The 17075-nt window shown below is 69.4% G+C and carries 16 protein-coding genes; 8 read left to right on the top strand and 8 right to left on the bottom strand.

The annotated features are described in order from the left end of the window. Positions 1–5: 5 nt before the first annotated feature. Positions 6–533, bottom strand: a complete 528-nt coding sequence (locus tag AU194_RS03435; RefSeq protein WP_059087824.1) for a YbaK/EbsC family protein — start codon at positions 531–533, stop codon at positions 6–8. Between the two features lie 9 nt (positions 534–542). On the opposite strand from AU194_RS03435, the gene AU194_RS03430 reads away from it, so the two are divergent. Together AU194_RS03430 and AU194_RS03425 are read left to right on the top strand one after the other, a co-directional pair. Beyond that, positions 543–1997, top strand: coding sequence for an MFS transporter (locus AU194_RS03430; RefSeq protein WP_157575870.1), 1455 nt, complete (start codon positions 543–545; stop codon positions 1995–1997). Then, the gene (locus tag AU194_RS03425) at positions 1987–2406 is read left to right on the top strand and encodes a MarR family winged helix-turn-helix transcriptional regulator (RefSeq protein WP_059087823.1); all 420 of its coding nucleotides are present in this window, start codon (positions 1987–1989) and stop codon (positions 2404–2406) included. The genes AU194_RS03430 and AU194_RS03425 overlap by 11 nt, the downstream gene beginning before the upstream one ends. Here AU194_RS03425 and AU194_RS03420 read toward each other — a convergent pair. The 3 genes from AU194_RS03420 to AU194_RS03410 are packed head-to-tail and all read right to left on the bottom strand — an operon-like array spanning position 2403 to position 4565. Beyond that, positions 2403–2765, bottom strand: a complete 363-nt coding sequence (locus tag AU194_RS03420; protein ID WP_231743142.1) for a hypothetical protein — start codon at positions 2763–2765, stop codon at positions 2403–2405. The two genes, AU194_RS03425 and AU194_RS03420, sit on opposite strands and share 4 nt — an antisense overlap. Positions 2766–2781: 16 nt before the next feature. Then, the gene (locus tag AU194_RS03415) at positions 2782–4320 is read right to left on the bottom strand and encodes an NAD(P)/FAD-dependent oxidoreductase (protein WP_082698450.1); all 1539 of its coding nucleotides are present in this window, start codon (positions 4318–4320) and stop codon (positions 2782–2784) included. Then, positions 4317–4565, bottom strand: a complete 249-nt coding sequence (locus AU194_RS03410; protein ID WP_059087821.1) for a DUF2630 family protein — start codon at positions 4563–4565, stop codon at positions 4317–4319. Before AU194_RS03410 ends, AU194_RS03415 begins: the two co-directional genes overlap by 4 nt. 30 nt (positions 4566–4595) lie before the next feature. Here AU194_RS03410 and AU194_RS03405 point away from each other — a divergent pair, with 30 nt between their 5' ends. Both AU194_RS03405 and AU194_RS03400 read left to right on the top strand, forming a co-directional pair. Further along, positions 4596–4970 (top strand): FKBP-type peptidyl-prolyl cis-trans isomerase, encoded by a 375-nt coding sequence (locus AU194_RS03405; protein ID WP_059087820.1) that lies wholly within the window; start codon positions 4596–4598, stop codon positions 4968–4970. Positions 4971–4998: 28 nt separating this feature from the next. After that, complete coding sequence (locus AU194_RS03400; RefSeq protein ID WP_059087819.1) at positions 4999–5532, top strand: BON domain-containing protein; 534 nt, start codon at positions 4999–5001, stop codon at positions 5530–5532. A gap of 59 nt (positions 5533–5591) precedes the next feature. Here the strand turns inward: AU194_RS03400 and AU194_RS03395 are convergent, their stop codons facing one another. Both AU194_RS03395 and prrA read right to left on the bottom strand, forming a co-directional pair. Beyond that, positions 5592–6935, bottom strand: a complete 1344-nt coding sequence (locus AU194_RS03395; protein WP_059087818.1) for a cell wall metabolism sensor histidine kinase WalK — start codon at positions 6933–6935, stop codon at positions 5592–5594. Between the two features lie 2 nt (positions 6936–6937). Beyond that, on the bottom strand, positions 6938–7648 hold the full coding sequence (prrA, locus tag AU194_RS03390) for a two-component system response regulator PrrA (protein ID WP_197417502.1): 711 nt from the start codon (positions 7646–7648) through the stop codon (positions 6938–6940). A gap of 84 nt (positions 7649–7732) precedes the next feature. On the opposite strand from prrA, the gene AU194_RS03385 reads away from it, so the two are divergent. The 4 genes from AU194_RS03385 (at position 7733) to AU194_RS03370 (ending at position 14398) form a co-directional block, all read left to right on the top strand. Next, positions 7733–9613 carry an ABC transporter ATP-binding protein gene (locus tag AU194_RS03385; protein WP_059087844.1) on the top strand — a complete coding sequence of 627 codons (1881 nt, stop codon included), beginning with the start codon at positions 7733–7735 and terminating at the stop codon, positions 9611–9613. A 51-nt stretch (positions 9614–9664) separates the two neighbouring features. Beyond that, positions 9665–11590: an ABC transporter ATP-binding protein gene (locus tag AU194_RS03380; RefSeq protein ID WP_059087817.1), complete on the top strand. Its 1926-nt coding sequence runs from the start codon at positions 9665–9667 to the stop codon at positions 11588–11590. Then, positions 11587–13410: an ABC transporter ATP-binding protein gene (locus AU194_RS03375; protein ID WP_059087816.1), complete on the top strand. Its 1824-nt coding sequence runs from the start codon at positions 11587–11589 to the stop codon at positions 13408–13410. The genes AU194_RS03380 and AU194_RS03375 overlap by 4 nt, the downstream gene beginning before the upstream one ends. Positions 13411–13522: 112 nt before the next feature. After that, entirely contained in the window at positions 13523–14398 is an 876-nt protein-coding gene (locus AU194_RS03370) for a hypothetical protein (protein ID WP_059087815.1), read from the top strand. Between the two features lie 141 nt (positions 14399–14539). On the opposite strand, the gene AU194_RS03365 is transcribed toward AU194_RS03370, so the two are convergent. Both AU194_RS03365 and AU194_RS03360 read right to left on the bottom strand, forming a co-directional pair. Continuing rightward, complete coding sequence (locus tag AU194_RS03365; protein ID WP_231743141.1) at positions 14540–15571, bottom strand: GGDEF domain-containing protein; 1032 nt, start codon at positions 15569–15571, stop codon at positions 14540–14542. Positions 15572–15707: 136 nt separating this feature from the next. Continuing rightward, positions 15708–17075 carry an NAD(P)-binding protein gene (locus AU194_RS03360; RefSeq protein ID WP_059087813.1) on the bottom strand — a complete coding sequence of 456 codons (1368 nt, stop codon included), beginning with the start codon at positions 17073–17075 and terminating at the stop codon, positions 15708–15710.

Here is a 17075-nt window from a genome sequence, read left to right as displayed (position 1 = left end):
CTCCGTCACCGCACCGGTAGGGCCGTCCCGCCGGTGAGGGTCAGCAGCTGACCGTAGGTCAGCGGCATCACCGAATCGGCGGTCCCTGCGGCCGTCCAGATCACCGGGTGTGACGCGAGCGTCTCGTCGACGACGGTACGCAGCGGCGCCGGATGTCCGGTGGGGGCGACCCCGCCGATCACCTGGCCGGTGGCCGTGCGGACCAGTTTCGGATCGGCCTTGCTGATGTCCTGCGCACCCAGGTGCCGGGCGACGACGTCGGTGTTCACCCGGGCCGCCCCGCTGGCCATCACCAGCAGCGGTTCACCGTCGCACTCGAACACCAGGCTGTTGGCGATCGCGCCGACCTCGCAGCCGAGTTGTTCGGCGGCCGCGGCGGCGGTCTTGGCGTCAGCGGCGAGGATCGTGATGGCCGGTTCGATGCCCGCGGCGGCGACGGCGTCCGCTACCCGGGAATTGCGTTCATTCACGGTGAAGATTGTCACTGATGGCGACCCGCCAAGCTCCTTGCTCGCGAACAGTTGTAGTTTCACAATGGTTGAGTGATTGAGACCGTCGGGCTGAGCCCACGCCGCAAGGCGATCATCCTGATCTCCTGCTGCCTGAGCCTGCTGATCGTGTCGATGGACGCCACCATCGTCAACGTCGCCATCCCGGCGATCCGTACCGATCTGCACGCCTCGCCCTCGCAACTGCAGTGGGTGGTCGACGTCTACACCCTGGTGCTGGCCTCGCTGCTGATCCTGGCCGGCGCCTCGGGGGACCGGTTCGGGCGCCGCCGGGTGTTCCAGATCGGGCTCACCGTCTTCGCGATCGCCTCGCTGCTGTGCAGCCTCGCCCCGAACATCGAGACGCTGATCGCCGCCCGCCTGGTGCAGGCCATCGGCGGCTCGATGATGAACCCCGTTGCGCTGTCGATCGTTTCGCAGATCTTCACCGGACGGGTGGAACGCGCGCGGGCGCTGGGCATTTGGGGTTCGGTGGTCGGCATCGCGATGTCCATCGGGCCCATCGTCGGCGGCCTGCTCATCGAGACCGTCGGCTGGCGTGCGGTGTTCTGGATCAACCTGCCGATCTGCGCGGCCGCGATCATCCTCACCGCGGTGTTCGTGCCCGAGACCAAGTCCACGGTCATGCGCGACATCGACCCGATCGGCCAGATCCTGGCCGTGCTGTTCCTGTTCGGGGTGGTCTTCGCGCTGATCGAGGGCCCGGCGCTGGGGTGGACCCACCCGCGCACCGTGACCGCAGCCGTCGTCGCGGTCGTGGCGTTCGTGGCGTTCCTGCGCTACGAGTCCCGTCGTCGCGACCCGTTCATCGATCTGCGCTTCTTCCGCAGCATCCCATTCAGCGCGGCGACGGTGACGGCGATCTCGGCGTTCGCCGGCTGGGGCGCCTTCCTGTTCATGATGTCGCTCTACCTGCAGGGGGAGCGGGGCTACTCGGCCATGCACACCGGCCTGATCTACCTGCCGATCGCGATCGGCGCCCTGTTGTTCTCGCCGCTGTCGGGCCGGCTGGTCGGGCGGTTCGGCGCTCGCCCGTCGCTGTTGATCGCCGGGATCTTCATCACCGCGGCCTCGGCGCTGCTGTCGTTTTTGACCGCGTCCACACCGGTGTGGGAACTGCTCATCGTCTTCACCGTGTTCGGCATCGGCTTCTCGATGGTCAACGCGCCGATCACCAACGCCGCGGTCAGCGGGATGCCGCTGCACCGGGCGGGTGCCGCGTCGGCGGTGACCTCGACCAGCAGGCAGATCGGGGTGAGTATCGGTGTGGCGCTGTGTGGTTCGGTGGCGGGCGGAGCGTTGGGCGGCACCTCGGCGGACTTCGCCGCCGCCGCCCGGCCGCTGTGGTTCGTCCTCGTGGGCTTCGGGGTCGTCATCACCGTGCTGGCGCTGTACTCGACGTCGGGCCGGGCGCTGCGGTCCGCCGACCGGCTGGCGCCGCTGATCTCCGGCGACGCCGTGACGCAGGGGGCCCGCCGTGCCGCATGACCCGGTCGCCGACGAGGTGTGGGGTGCGCTGACGACGCTGGTGTTCGACCACCGCGACACCTGGCGACGCGCGGTGGTCGAGGCGACGGGGTTGCCGTTCAGCCGGATTCGCGTGCTGCGCCGGCTCGGGCGTCAGCCGATGACGGTGAAGGAGGTCGCGCGGGCGGCCACGCTGGACGCGCCCGCGGCCACCGTCGCGGTGAACGACCTCGAGGACCGCGGGTTGGTGGTGCGCCAGGTCAACCCGGACAACCGGCGGTGCAAGACGGTGTCGCTGACCGACGCGGGGCGGGCCATGCTGGAGACCATCGCCGCGGTCGACGATCCAGCGCCCGAGGTGCTGTCCAGCCTGTCCGACGAGGACCTGCTGGCGCTGCGGGCGACGCTGCGGAAGCTGACCGGTCGCTAGACCCGCGTCAGCGTCACGTTGTAGAGCCGCACCCCGGCGTCGGTGGGGGCGATGTCGACGAACGTCGGCACGTCACGGATCGCGTCGCCCTTGGCGATCACGTTGCCCCACACCTCGATGACGCAGGGAAAGGCGTTGCAGCGCAACCAGAATCCCGGGGCGCTCTGATAGGGCGGCATACTCGGCGCCTGGTCCACGCGGTAGCGGCCGGGCGGGATGAACGCCGTGGCCCAGCCCTGCGACGCGTGCGCGTCGACACCGAACAGTCCGTTGCTGCCGTAGCTCGGCGACGCGGCGACGGGTGCGGCGAAGGCGAGGCCCGCCGCGGCCACCCCGGCCAGCGCCCATGTGGCGTTCACGCAGGCCAATGTACCCTCAGCCGTCCAGCACAGCCATGGCCGCGTTGTGCCCGCCGATCCCCGACACCGCACCGCCGCGGCGGGAACCCGACCCGCACAGCATGATCCGCGGATGGCGCGTCGCGACGCCCCAGCGCTGCGCCGGGGTGTCGAGCGGTTCGTCGTCCTCAGCGAACGGCCAAGCCAGCCCACCGTGGAAGATGTGGCCGCCGGTCATGTTGAGGGCGTGCTCGAGGTCGACGGTGGTCTTGGTCTCGATGCACAGCCGGCCCGCCGCGTCCTCCATCACGACATCGTGGATCGGTTCGGCGAGAACGGAATTCAGTGAGGTCAGCACGGCGGAGGTGAGCGTGTTGCGCATGCGTTCGTCATCGCCGTGGGCCACCAGGGTGTGCGGGGTGTGCAGCCCGAACACGGTCAGGGTGTGCGCACCGGCGGCCCGCAGGTCGTCGGACAGGATCGACGGATCGGTCAGCGAGTGGCAGTAGATCTCGCACGGCAGCGGTTGCGGGACATCCCCTGCGGCGGCGCGGTCGTGGGCGGCGTCGAGTTGGCGCAGCGTCTCGTTGATGTGGAACGTCCCGCCGAACGCCTGCTCGACGGTGACGGAGTCGTCGCGCAGCCGCGGCAGCCGGCGCAGCATCAGGTTGACCTTCACCTGGGAGCCGGGTGCGGACGACGGCGCCGGCTCGCCCAGCAGACCGGCGAGCATCGTCGGGGTGACGTTGGCCAGGACGTACCGGGCGCCGACGCGGTGCTCCCGCCCGTCGGCACGGTAGTGCACCTCGCCGTCGGGAGAGATCGCGGTGACCTCGGCTCCGGTGGTGATCTCCGCCCCGAAGCCGGCCGCGGCGGCGGCCAACGCACCGCTGACCGCACCCATCCCGCCGACCGGCACGTTCCAGTCGCCGGTCCCGTTGCCGAGCAGGTGGTACAGGAAGCAGATGTTCTGCACCAGCGACGGATCGTCGGTGCGGGCGAAGGTGCCGATCAGCGCGTCGGTGGCCATCACCCCGCGCACCAGATCGTTGTCGACGGCGCCGGTGATCGCGTCGGCGATGGGGTGTTCGGTGATCGCCTGCCACGCGAGGTCCTCGTCGACGAGCCTGCGGCATTGCGACCGCGTCGGCAGCGGGCCGGTCATGGTCGGCCACAGTCGTTCGGTGACGGTGCGGAAGCGGCGGTAGAACTCGTCGAAACCCGCCTCGTCGGCGGCGGCGCCGATCGCGTCGAATGTGCTGGTCGGGCCGATGAGCAGGCCGGTGCGCCCGCCGGTGGCCGGATCGGGTGTGTAGGAGGAGTAGCGGCGTTTGGCCAGCCGGATGCGGGCGCCGAGATCGTCGATGATGCGCCGGGGCAGCAGGCTGACCAGATACGAGTAGCGCGAGAGCCGGGCGTCCACGCCGTCGAAGGCGTGCGCCGACACCGCGGCGCCGCCGACATGGTCGAGCCGCTCGAGGACCTGGACGCGTCGACCGGCGCGCGCGAGGTAGGCGGCGGCGACCAACCCGTTGTGGCCGCCGCCGACGACGATCGCGTCGTAGGTGGAACTCAGTTCAGGTAGCCCTCGACCTCATCGGCCGGGCGCACCTCCGCCTCGCGCGGGTCCTTGCCGCTGTCGCGCAGGGCCCGACGTTGGCGCAGCAGGTCCCAGCACTGATCGAGCTGGACCTCCACCGCGCGCAGCCGCTGATGTTCTTCGCTCTCGCCGATCTCGCGCTGCTGGAGCGCATCGCGGAGCTTCTGCTCCTCGGCGACGAGCTTGTTCACCTGAGCCAGGATGTCTTGGTCTGATGCCACGACTCCAGTCTGCCCGACTACCGTGAAGACGTGACTGCGAACCCAGGACAGAAACCCGAGATCGACTTCCCGGACGGCCCGGCTCCGGCCGAGCTGGTCATCGAGGACCTGGTCGTCGGGGACGGGCTCGAGGCCGTGCCCGGCGCGAACGTCGAAGTGCATTACGTCGGCGTCGAGTACGACACCGGCGAGGAATTCGACAGCTCGTGGAACCGCGGCCAGTCGATCGAGTTCCCGCTGCGGGGGCTGATCCAGGGCTGGCAGGACGGTATCCCCGGGATGAAGGTCGGCGGCCGTCGCAAGCTGACGATCCCGCCGGCCCAGGCCTACGGCCCCGAGGGCGGCGGACACCGGCTCTCGGGTAAGACGCTTATTTTCGTGATCGACCTGCTCGCCACCCGCTGATCTGATCTTCAGCGGGTACCCGACGCCCATGATCACGCGAACATGGGCCGTCGCCGTCGCCGCCGTCGGAGTGCTCGTCGCAGGGTGCGGTGGCGGCGGTCAGACGACTGAGACCTCCACCTCGACCTCGACCGAGACGACGACGGTTGCCACCCCACCGCCGACGTCGCCGCCGATGCCGGTGCCGCCGGGGGTGGCGGCGCCCGTGTTGGCGCCGTTCGTGTTGACGCTGCAGGGCGACAACGTGACCGTGTCCGGCGACGTCGCCGAGCAGAGCGCGCGGACCGCGGTGCTCGACGCGATCGCGGGCGCGCTCGGCACCGACGCCACGGTGGCCGACGCCATGACCGTCAACCCGGGGTCGGTGCCGTTCGACCCCGCCCTGGTCGGCAACGTCGTCGAGGCCGCCAAACCGGTGGCGAACTTCGGGCTGCGGCGCGATCCGGACCGCGTCACGCTGACCGGCACCGCACCGTCGGACGCCGAGAAGGCCGCCGTGGAAACCGCGGCGAAGGCGTTGTTCCCGGAGCTGCCGGTCACAAACGACATCACGGTCGGCTGAGCGTGAGCCTGTGCGCGAGAAATCCGCGAAAACTCGCGCGCGAGCTCACGCTCGCGGTGTCACTGCGGGCCGGGTAGCCGCAACAGCAGCCGCGCGCCGCCCAGCGGACTGGATTCCAGCGTCGCGGTGCCGCCATGCAGTTCGGCCTGCTGGGCGACGAGCGCCAGCCCCAGGCCGGAGCCGGAGTGCGAGGCCGTCGACCCGCGAGAGAACCGCTCGAACACCCGGGTGCGCTCCTCCTCGGGTACGCCCACACCGTCGTCGTCGACCGCGATCTCCACACCCGCCCGGGAACTGACCGCCGACAACTGCACCCGCGTCGCGTTGCCGTGTTTGACGGCGTTGGCGATCGCGTTGTCGACCGCCAACCGCAACCCTGCGGGCAGCCCCACGATGATGATCGTCGGCGCGGGGACCAGCGTGACCTCGAGGTCGGGGTAGACGCGCATCGCGTCGTGGGCGGCCCGGTCGAGCAGCTCGGTGATGTCGACGGGCACGTGGTCGTCGGCGGTCGAGAGCTCACCCTGGGCCAGCCGTTCCAGCGCCGACAGCGTCGCCTCGATGCGCGACTGCGTCCGGATGACGTCGTTGACCACCTCTTTGCGCTGCTCGTCGGCGAGGTCGAGGGTGGCGAGCACTTCGAGGTTGGTGCGCATCGCGGTCAGCGGGGTGCGCAGCTCGTGCGCGGACACCGAGGCGAAGTCGCGGGCCGATGCGAGCGCGGCCTTGGTGCGGTCCTGTTCGGACCAGATGCGGCCGAGCATGCCCTTGACGGCCTCGGCGATCTCGACGGCTTCCGACGCGCCGCGCACTTCGACGTTGGGCGCTTCGTCGCCGGCCTCGATCTGGCGGGTCTGCTCGGCGAGGCGTTTGAGCGGACGCACCGCGAACGCGGCCAGCAGCCAGCCCAGCAGGGTGGCCGCCCCGACGGCGAGTGCGCAGATCACGATCACCCGCCGGTGCAGGTTGTTGGTGTCGGCGACGGTGGCGTCGTAGGTGGCGCCGACCTCCACCGACATCGGCTCGGGGAACTGGATGTCGACGGTGCGGACCCGGTAGCGGACACCGTCGACGTAGGTGTCGGCGTAGCCGGCGGGCGCCTCGGGCAGCACCACCTGGGAGTTCGAGGTGACGTCCCCGTCGGGGCGGCGCACCGTGATGACGACGTCCTGGTTGTTCGGCGACTTCGGGATGGTGTCGAGGCCGCGCGGCAGGAACGGGATCGCGAACCCGGCCGCCTCGTCGAGTCTGCGGTCGAGCCGTTCCTTGCGGTCGTTGGTGATGCCGACCCACACCACGGTTCCGACGATGACGACGACGATCGCCGCGCCGATCGCTGTCGCGAACGCCACCCTGGTCCGCAGGGACGGTGTGCGGCGGAAGATCCGCGACAGCACGTTCATGGCTACTGGGTCCGGAGCACGAAACCCACACCGCGCACGGTGTGCAGCAGCCGCGGCGCCCCGCCGGCCTCGAGCTTGCGGCGCAGGTAACCGATGAACACGTCGACGACGTTGGTGTCGGCGGCGAAGTCGTAACCCCAGACCAGTTCGAGCAGCTGGGCGCGGGAGAGGACGGCGGTCTTGTGCTCGGCGAGTACGGCGAGCAGGTCGAATTCGCGTTTGGTCAGGTCGACGTCGACGCCGTTGACGCGGGCGCGGCGGCCGGGGATGTCGACCTCGAGCGGACCGACCTGGATGGTCTCCGAGGAGAACGTCGCCGACGAGCCGCGCCGGCGCAGCAGCGCCTTGACCCGCGCCACGAGCTCGGCCAGCACGAACGGTTTGACCAGGTAGTCGTCGGCGCCCGCCTCCAGGCCCGCGACCCGGTCGTCGACCGACGAGCGGGCACTGAGCACGCAGACGGGCACGTCGTTGTCCATGGCGCGCAGCGCGGTCACCACACTGACGCCGTCGAGCACGGGCATGTTGATGTCGAGGACGATCGCGTCCGGGCGCGTCTCGGTCGCGCTGCGCAGTGCCTCGGCGCCGTCCACCGCGGTGGACACGTCGAATCCGGACAGCCGCAACCCGCGCTCCAACGACGCCAGCACGTCGGGGTCGTCGTCGACCACCAGTACCCGGGGTGAGCCCACACCACTGTCCATGCCCGCAATCTTGCCTGATCCAGCGGCCGGGCTGGGGGAGGCCGCCCCGGGAACAATTGACCTCATCTTTTGTTGAGGTTCTACGGTGAATTCATGAGTATCGAAACGGTCGCCCGGCAGACCCTCTACCGCCAGGCGCATGCGCGCGGCGGGGATCTGCACTCCCTGGCCGACCGTGCGCTGCTGCACCGCATCTGGGCTTTCGCCGGCCGCCACCACCGCAGGCTTGCCGCGTTCGTGGCGGTCAGCGTGGTCAGCGCGGCGCTGGCGGTGGCCACCCCGGTGCTCGCCGGCCGCGTCGTCGACGAGATCACCGGAGGCGGCGCGCCATCGGTGGTCGTCGGCCTCGCCCTGATCATCGCCGTCGTCGCGCTCGCCGAGGCCGCGATCTCACTGCTGACCCGCTGGCTGTCGTCGAACATCGGCGAGGGCCTGATCTTCGACCTGCGCACCGCGGTGTTCGACCACGTGCAGAAGATGCCGGTCGCGTTCTTCACCCGCACCCGCACCGGCGCGCTGGTCAGCCGCCTGGGCAACGACGTGCTCGGCGCCCAGCGTGCGTTCTCCGACACGCTCTCCGGTGTCGTGGCCAACCTCGTCACGCTGACCCTCACCCTCGGCGTGATGCTCGCGATCTCGTGGCAGGTCACCGTCGTCGCCCTCGTGTTGGTGCCGGTGTTCGTGCTGCCCGCCCGCCGCATCGGCGCGAAGATGGCGCACCTGTCGCGGGAGAGCGCGATCCACAACGCGACGATGAACACCCAGATGACCGAACGGTTCTCGGCCCCGGGCGCCACGCTGGTCAAACTGTTCGGCCGTCCGACCGCCGAATCCCACGAATTCGCCGTGCGGGCCGGGCGGGTCCGCGACATCGGGGTGCGGTCGGCGATGCTGCAGTCGACGTTCATGAACTCGCTGACCTTGATGTCGGCGCTCGCGCTGGCGTTGGTCTACGGCTTGGGCGGGGTGATCGCCCTCGGCGGGCATCTGCAGGCCGGGTCGATCGTGTCGCTGGCGCTGCTGTTGACGCGGCTCTACGCACCGCTGACCGCGCTGGCCAACGCCCGCGTCGAGATCGCTTCGGCGCTGGTGTCTTTCGAGCGGGTCTTCGAGGTGGTCGATCTGGAACCGCTCATCCGGGAGGAGCCCGACGCGATCGAGCTGCCGGACGGCCCCGTGCGCGTCGAATTCGATCAAGTGCGGTTCTCCTACCCGACCGCCGACAAGGTGTCGCTGGCCTCGCTCGAAGAGGTGGCCGTGCTCGACGACCGGGACGACGGTGAGGTGCTGCACGGCATCTCGTTCACCGCCGAACCGGGTCAGATGGTCGCGCTTGTCGGGTCCTCGGGCGCGGGTAAGTCCACGATCGCCGCGCTGCTGGCCCGCCTCTACGACGTCGATTCCGGCGCGATCCGGTTGGCCGGTGTCGACGTGCGCGATTTGACGTTCGCCTCGCTGCGCGAGACCGTCGGCATGGTCACCCAGGACGGGCACCTGTTCCACGAGACGATCCGCGCCAACCTACGGCTCGCCGCGCCGTCAGCCACCGACGACGAACTGTGGGCCGCGCTGCGCCGGGCCCGGCTGGCCGACGTCGTCGCCGCGATGCCCGACGGGCTGGATACCGTTGTCGGTGAGCGCGGCTACCGTCTGTCGGGCGGGCAGCGGCAACGGCTGACGATCGCCCGCCTGCTGTTGGGGAGGTCCCGGGTGGTGGTGCTCGACGAGGCGACCGCGGCGCTGGACTCGGCGTCGGAAGCTGCCGTGCAGCAGGCGCTCGGGGAGGCGCTGGCCGGGCGGACGTCGCTGGTCATCGCCCACCGGCTGTCGACGGTGCGCGCCGCGGACGTGATCCTCGTCGTCGAGGACGGCCGCATCGTCGAACGCGGCACCCATCAGCAGCTGTTGGCCCGCGGCGGCCGGTACGCCGAGCTGTACGAGACGCAGTTCGCGGAGCCGGAGGCGGTTGCATGACGATTTCCGCTGCGACGTTAACCGCTTGCCGCCGATGGGAAGATTGACTAAGTGGCCCATCCCGATTCCCGCGCCCTGGTTTCGGCGCCCGCGATCGCTGCCCGGCGGACGCGGCCGCGCGCCAGTTCCGACCTGTGGCGGTTGCTGCCGTACCTGATGCCCTATCGGGTGCGGTGGATCGCGATGCTCGTCGTCGCGATCGTCAGCCTCGGCGCGACGATCTCGATCCCGCTGATGACCAAGGCCGTCATCGACGGGCCGGTGCGCCACCAGGATCAGCAGGGGCTGTGGGTCCTCGGCGCCGCCGCGATGGGGGTCGGGGTCACCGAGGCCGTGCTGTGGTTCATCCGGCGGTGGCTGGTCTCGCGGGCCACCATGGGTGTGGAGGCCGACATCCGCAAGGACCTCTACGCCCGGCTGCAGATCCTGCCGATGAGCTTCCACGGCCGCTGGCAGTCCGGCCAGCTGTTGTCGCGGGTGATGAACGACCTGTCCACGATCCGGCGGTTCATGTCCTTCGGGCTGGTGTTCCTGGTCCTCAACGGGCTGCAGATCGTCGTGGTCACCGCGATCCTGCTGTCCATGTACTGGCCGCTGGGCGTGGTTGTGCTGGTGTCGATCGTGCCGATCACGTTGACGGTCTTGCACTTTCAGCGTGAGTACACCCGGCTGTCGCGGCTGGCGCAGGATCAGTCCGGCCACGTCGCGACCCACGTCGAGGAGTCGGCGCTCGGGCTGCGGGTGGTGAAGTCGTTCGGTCGCGAAGGCTATGTGTACGACCGGTTCGACCAACAACTCACCGACCTCTACGACACCCAGGTGCGCCGGGTGTCGGTGTCGGCGAAGTTCTGGACGCTGCTCGAGGTCATCCCCAACCTGACGCTGATCGTCGTGCTCGGGTTCGGTGCATACGCCGCCGGCCACGGCTACGTCACGCTGGGCACGCTCGTCGCGTTCATCACGATGATGCTGTCGCTGGTGTGGCCGATCGCCTCGCTGGGCTTCCTGCTGTCGATGATGCAGGAGTCCTACACCGCGGCCAACCGCATCGCCGAGATCTTCGACGCCGAACGCGAGATCACCGACGGCCCCCGCAACGAGACCCCGCGCGGCGGGCGGCTCGAACTCGTCGAGGTCGGGTTCCGGTTCCCGGACAGCGACGCTTTTGCACTGCGCCACGTGAACGTGACGGTCGAACCGGGGGAGACGCTGGCCCTGGTCGGGTCGACGGGCTCGGGCAAGTCGGTGCTGGCGTCGCTGCTGTCGCGGCTTTACGACGTGACCGAGGGGTCGATCCGCATCGACGGCGTCGACATCCGGGAACTGTCGCTGCCCGCACTGCGGCAGGCGGTCGCGACGGCGTTCGAGGATCCGACGCTGTTCTCGATGTCGGTCGCGGAGAACCTGCGGCTGGGTCGGCCGGACGCGACCGACGAACAGCTCGCCGAGGCCATCGAGGTGGCCGCCGCGCAGTTCGTTTACGGCCTGCCGTTCGGCCTCGACACCCGCATCGGCGAACAGGGCATGAGCCTGTCCGGCGGTCAGCGGCAACGCCTTTCGCTGGCCCGCGCGATCCTCGCCGCACCGCGGATCCTCGTCCTCGACGACACGTTGTCCGCGCTCGACGTGCACACCGAGGCCGTCGTCGAGGAGGCGCTGCGCCGCGTGCTGCACGCCGTCACCGGCGTCGTCGTCGCGCACCGGGCCTCGACGGTGCTGCTCGCCGACAAGGTGGCGCTGCTCGAGAACGGGACCATCACCCACGTCGGCACCCACGCCCAGCTGCTCGCCGACGTGCCGCAGTACCGCTACCTGCTGGCAGCCGACGACGAACTCGACGACGGCGCCGAGCACGTCGTCGACTGGGAGGACGCCGCCGCGCGCGAGCGCCTCGACCACGCCTACACCGAACACGAGGCGACCGAGGGCGTCTGCGCCGATCCGCGGTTCGTCACCACAGAGGCCGAACGCCGATGACGACCACCGACTGGCGCGGCCGCGTCAAGGAGAACCAGGACGACAATCTCCCGATCGACGAAAGTCTGCCGCGGCGCCGCGAGGCCCGTGCGCTGCTGGGCAGCCTACTCAAGCCGTACCAGGCCGCGCTGATCCTGCTCGCGCTCGTCGTGGTCGTGGAGAACGCGGCGCGGCTTTCGGTGCCGATCCTGGTGCAGCGCGGCATCGACCACGGCATCCCGCCGCTGCTCGAAGGCGGGTCGGCGCGTGAGCTGATGCTGATCGTCGGCGCGCTGTGCGGGGTGGTCCTCGTGCAGGCGAGCGGGCGGATGTTCTTCCTGCGACGGTCGGGCCGGATTGGGCAGAAGGTGCTACTCGAGTTGCGCCGCAGGGTGTTCCGGCACTTCCAGCGCCTCGACATCGCATTCCACGACCGGTACACCTCGGGCCGGGTGGTGAGCCGTTCGACCAACGACGTCGAGGCCATCCAGGACATGCTGGAGACGGGTTTCGACAGTTTGATCACTGCGGTGCTCACGCTGGTCGGTACCGCGATCCTGCTGGTGACGCTCGACGTGAAACTGGGCCTGATGTGCCTGGCGGCGTTCCCGATCCTGGTGGCGCTGGTGTGGTGGTTCCGCACCGAATCGGCCAAGACCTACCGCAAGGTGCGCGAGAGCGCCGCGCTGGTCATCGTGCAGTTCGTCGAGACGATGACCGGGATCAAGGCGGTGCAGGCGTACCGCCGCGAGCCGCGGAATCAGGAGATCTTCACCGACATCGCCGACGAGTACCGCGAGATCAACGAGCGGACGTTCAAACTGCTGGCGATCTTCATGCCGGGGGTGAAGCTCGTCGGCAACATCACCACCGGCGTGGTGCTGCTCTACGGCGGCTCGCGGGTGCTGCACGGGGAGATGACGATCGGGACGCTGACCGCGTTCCTGCTCTACCTGCGGATGTTCTTCGAACCGATGCAGGAGATCTCGCAGTTCTTCAACACCTTCCAGTCGGCGTCGTCGGCGCTGGAGAAACTCGCCGGGGTGCTCGCCGAGCAGCCGGGTATCTCCGATCCTGAGCATCCGGTGGCGCTGACGTCGGTGCGCGGTGAGATCGCGTTCCGCGACGTCCGGTTCGGATACTCACCCGATCGGCCGGTGCTACCGGGGCTGAACCTGACGGTGCCCGCGGGGCAGACCGTCGCGCTGGTCGGCACGACCGGGGCGGGAAAGACGACGATCGCCAAGCTCATCGCCCGGTTCTACGACCCCACGTCCGGGGCGGTGACGCTCGACGGCACCGATCTGCGGCGGTTGTCGCAGAGCGAACTGCGCAGGCACGTGGTGATGGTGACGCAGGAGAATTTCATGTTCGAGGGCACCGTCGCCGACAACATCCGGTTCGGGAAGCCGGACGCCACCGACGAGCAGGTGCGGGCGGCGGCCGCGGCGGTCGGGGCGGACCGCTTCATCGACTCGCTGCCCGACGGGTTCGACACCGACGTCGCCAAGCGCGGCGGCCGGTTGTCGGCGGGGCAGCGGCAGCTCATCGCGTTCGCGCGCGCGTTCCTCGCCGATCCCGCGGTGCTGATCCTCGACGAGGCGACGTCGTCGCTGGACATCCCGAGTGAGCGAATGGTGCAGCGGGCGTTGGAAACGGTGCTGAGCGACCGGACCGCGTTGGTGATCGCGCACCGGTTGTCGACGGTCGCGATCGCCGACCGGGTGCTGGTACTCGAGGGCGGTCACATCGTGGAGGACGGGGCGCCCGACGAGCTGATCGGGCGGGCCGACGGCCGGTACGCGGCGCTGCACCGGGCGTGGGAGCAGTCGCTGGCCTGACCCGGCTCTGCGAGGTGGCGCGAGACGGAAGCCACGCAGGCCCGCACTCGCACTTTTGCTGCGGGATTTCAGTCTCGCGAAGATTGTCGGTCGTCCCTGCCAGCATCTGCCCATGGGGACGATCTTCATCGGCACGGAGGCCCTGGCAAACGGCGCCGTGACACGGTACGAGTTGGCGCGCTGGCACGTTCGCATCTATCCGGACGTGTACTGCCCGAAGCAGACCGAGCCGTCGCTGAAGGACAGGATCTACGCGGCGTGGCTGTGGTCACGACGACGGGCGGTGATCGGCGGACTGTCGGCCGCAGCCATGCAGGGTGCGCCATGGGTCGACGACGACATCCCGATCGAGCTCATCTGGAACAACACCCACGCGCCCGATGGGCTCGTCGTCCGCAATGACACCCTCGCCGCCGACGAGATCGACCGCTTCGGTCGGATACCCGTGACGAGTTGCGCGCGAACGGCATTCGATCTCGGGCGACGGCTTCCGCGTGACGATGCCGTCGCCCGATTGGATGCGCTCATGTGGGCGCGGCGATTTCCCGTCGACGATGTCTGGTCGTTGGCACAGCGTTACCCGCGCGCCCGAGGCTTGAAAGGTCTACGCGTCGCGCTGCCGCTGATCGACGCCGGCGCGGCCTCTCCGAAGGAGACCTGGCTGCGACTGCTCCTCATCGACAACGGCTACCACTCGCTGCGCACCCAGATCCCGGTCTACGACCACCTCGGCCTGATCGGTGTCTCGGACATGGGCTGGCCCGAGTTGAGAATCGCCATCGAGTATGACGGCGAATACCACCAGACCAGTCGACGGCGCTATGTGATGGACCAGCGCAAGTTGCGTCGTCTGGCAGCGCTGGGATGGATCGTCGTCCAGGTGATCGCCGAAGACGACGAGGCCGACATCCTCGCGCGGGTGGCGGCGGCCAGACGTGTACGCGAGACGGAAGCCACGCAGGGCCTCACTCGCACAACCGCTGCGTAGCTTCAGTCTGGCGGTGTCGCGATGCGGCGACCAGGTAGTCACGCGGCCAACTGAATTCGCGAGACGGAAGCCACGCTGGGCCTCACTCGCACAACCGCTGCGTAGCTTCAGTCTCGCGGCGCAGCAGCAGCAAGCGCCCAGTCAGCAATACGGCTCGCTGAAGTGGTAGCACTTGTTCCCGCCCGCCCGTTTCGCCTCGTACATCGCCGCGTCCGCGGCCTGCACCATCCGGTCGAGCGTCGACTCGAGGTTCCCGCGTGTCGCGTCGAGCGCCGTGTACGCCGTGCCGACACTGGCCGTGACGGGCTCCGGCAGCGCCGCGATCTCCTCGCAGATTCGCTCCGCCAGCGGCGCGGGGTTGTCGTCCTCCAGCACCGCGGCGATCACGAACTCCTCACCGCCGCTGCGCCCGATCACCGTCGGCGCCCCCACCACCGCCCGTGACAACGCCTGACTCACCGCGATCAACGCCTCGTCGCCGACCTGATGGCCGTAGGTGTCGTTGATCCGCTTGAAGTCGTCGAGGTCGACCACCACGATCGCCAGGTGGGTTCCGCCGTGCGCTGGACGGCCGCCGAGCAGCTTGCCGCTGTGCGCGTAGAACGCCCGCCGGTTGAACAGCCCGGTGAGCGGATCGCGGTCGGCGCGCGCCAGATCGACCCCGAGCGCGCGGACCAGGACGTGGATCGCCAACGGCATCGCGATGTTGATCTGCACCACGATGAACAGGTCGACCACCGCCATCGCGGCGTGTCCGGTCATCGCGATCCGCACCGCGGCGATGACACCGACGACCGCGGTGACCGCGAAGTTGTAGACCACCAGCGTCGTCGAGTGGAAGAACGCGATGTAGGCGGCGATCGTCGCGAACGAGATGCACCCCAGGAGTGCGCCGTGCGGGTTCGGATATGCCAGACACGACAGCGCGATCGCGACGTTCGACACCAGCGCGAACGCCACTGATTGACCGTGGGTGGGCCACCGCCACGCCCACAGCACGACACCGAAGATCCCGCAGCCGAACGCGACCCACGTCATCGCGATGGGCACCGGGCCCTGCGGTCCGTCAAAGCGGAGCAGCACCACCAGGCAAACCGCCAAGGAGGCCGCGATACCGCCCATCATCGCCCGCACCGCCGTGGTCATCCGGCGTGCGGCCAGGTAGTCGCTCATCCATTCATAGTGGTGAACGTGTGACCGCCACCGACTCGACAACGCCGCCGCCATCTCCCTCACCCTCAGATCGCAGCTGAAACGCTGTCGCCCCCCGCAAACGTCAACAGGGTACCGCCTGATGAGGAGTCGAACGTCACACTTCGGTCAGCAGCTCCTCGAGCTTGTCGTTGACCGCGGGCAGTTGCGAGGCCATCATTCCGACGATCCGTTCGCGGGCGCGTTCGCTCACGCCCGCGGTGACGTGGTGCAGGATGTTCAGCCGCGCGCCGTCGAGCCACGCCATCATCTGCGGGTCGTCGAACCACCGCTGCTGGTTGCGGTGGAACGTCAGCATCATGCGCAGCCAGTCGGCGGGCACCCGCGGATACGGCACCGGCCCGCAGTACGCGTTGCGCGTCTCGTCGTCGTCGTAGGCCGCTTCGACGTGGCCGATCACCGCGGCGCTGAACGCCGGCTGGCACGTCCGCACGGTCTGCAGCGTGATCAGGTCGCCGTCGAACACCGTCGTCGGCGGTTTGTCGCCGAGACCGTCGGCGGTGCAGTCCACGTAGAGCGCGTCACCGGCGATGTCGACGGTGCCGCCGTCGAGCGTGACGCGGCCGGGTTCGACCCCGGTCACCCGCCCGAGCCGCACCACGTCCTCGATGCTGCGCAGCATCTCCAGTTCGCCCTGGGCCACGATCGCGCAGCGGTACATCGTCGGGTCGACGGACCGGTCGACCCGCAGCAGCGAGCCGTTCGCCTCCAGCCGCTCGAACAGGTCCGGCAGCGACGTCGCCTCCCGGACCGCGGTCATCTGGCCGGTGAGGTCGGCGAGCACCCGTTTGGTGAACGTCGCCCCGGGCTGCACGGTCGCGCGGTCCATCAGCCACGCCTCGCGGGGTTTGATCCACGTCAGCCGCGCCGGGGCCACACGGTGGCGGAGCAGGAACACGCACGCGTCCATCGCGGTCTTGCCCGCGCCGACGATGACGTACCGCTCGTGGGCGGCGGCCCGCGGCAACGCATTGGGCGGTATCCACGTAACACCGTCGGCCACGGCGTACTGGGGTGGCCGCATCGCAGGCACCACGACGTCGAAGTGGGTGACCACCGTCCGGCGCGCGCTCACCTCCACCTCGTCGCCGCCGAGGGTGCGGATCCGCCCGTCGCCGAGGTATTCGCTCATCGGCAGGTAGGTGACCCGTCCGGACGGCAGCAACTGCTCGCGCATCACGGTCTCGTAGTACGCGCAGACCTCCGGACCGCCCGCCAGTTCGTAGAACCCGGCGTTCGGCCCGCTCTGGTCGATCGTGCCGCTGCCGAGCTGCCGGGAGTTGACGCCGTAGTACGCCGACGGCTGGTGCAGCCGGACGTACGGGTACGCGGTGGTCCAGTGCCCGCCGGGGGCGTGGTTGCGGTCGACGATCACGACGGTGGCATCGGTCTCGGTGATCAGCGTGTCGACGAAGGCGAGCCCCATCGCACCCGCCCCGACGACGAGGTAATCGGCGTCGAGCAT

It is taken from the genome of Mycobacterium sp. GA-2829 (genome assembly GCF_001499965.1).
GTDB lineage: Bacteria > Actinomycetota > Actinomycetes > Mycobacteriales > Mycobacteriaceae > Mycobacterium.
The sequence above is the reverse complement of the archived record's forward strand: the minus strand, read 5'-3'. Positions and strand labels throughout refer to the sequence as shown.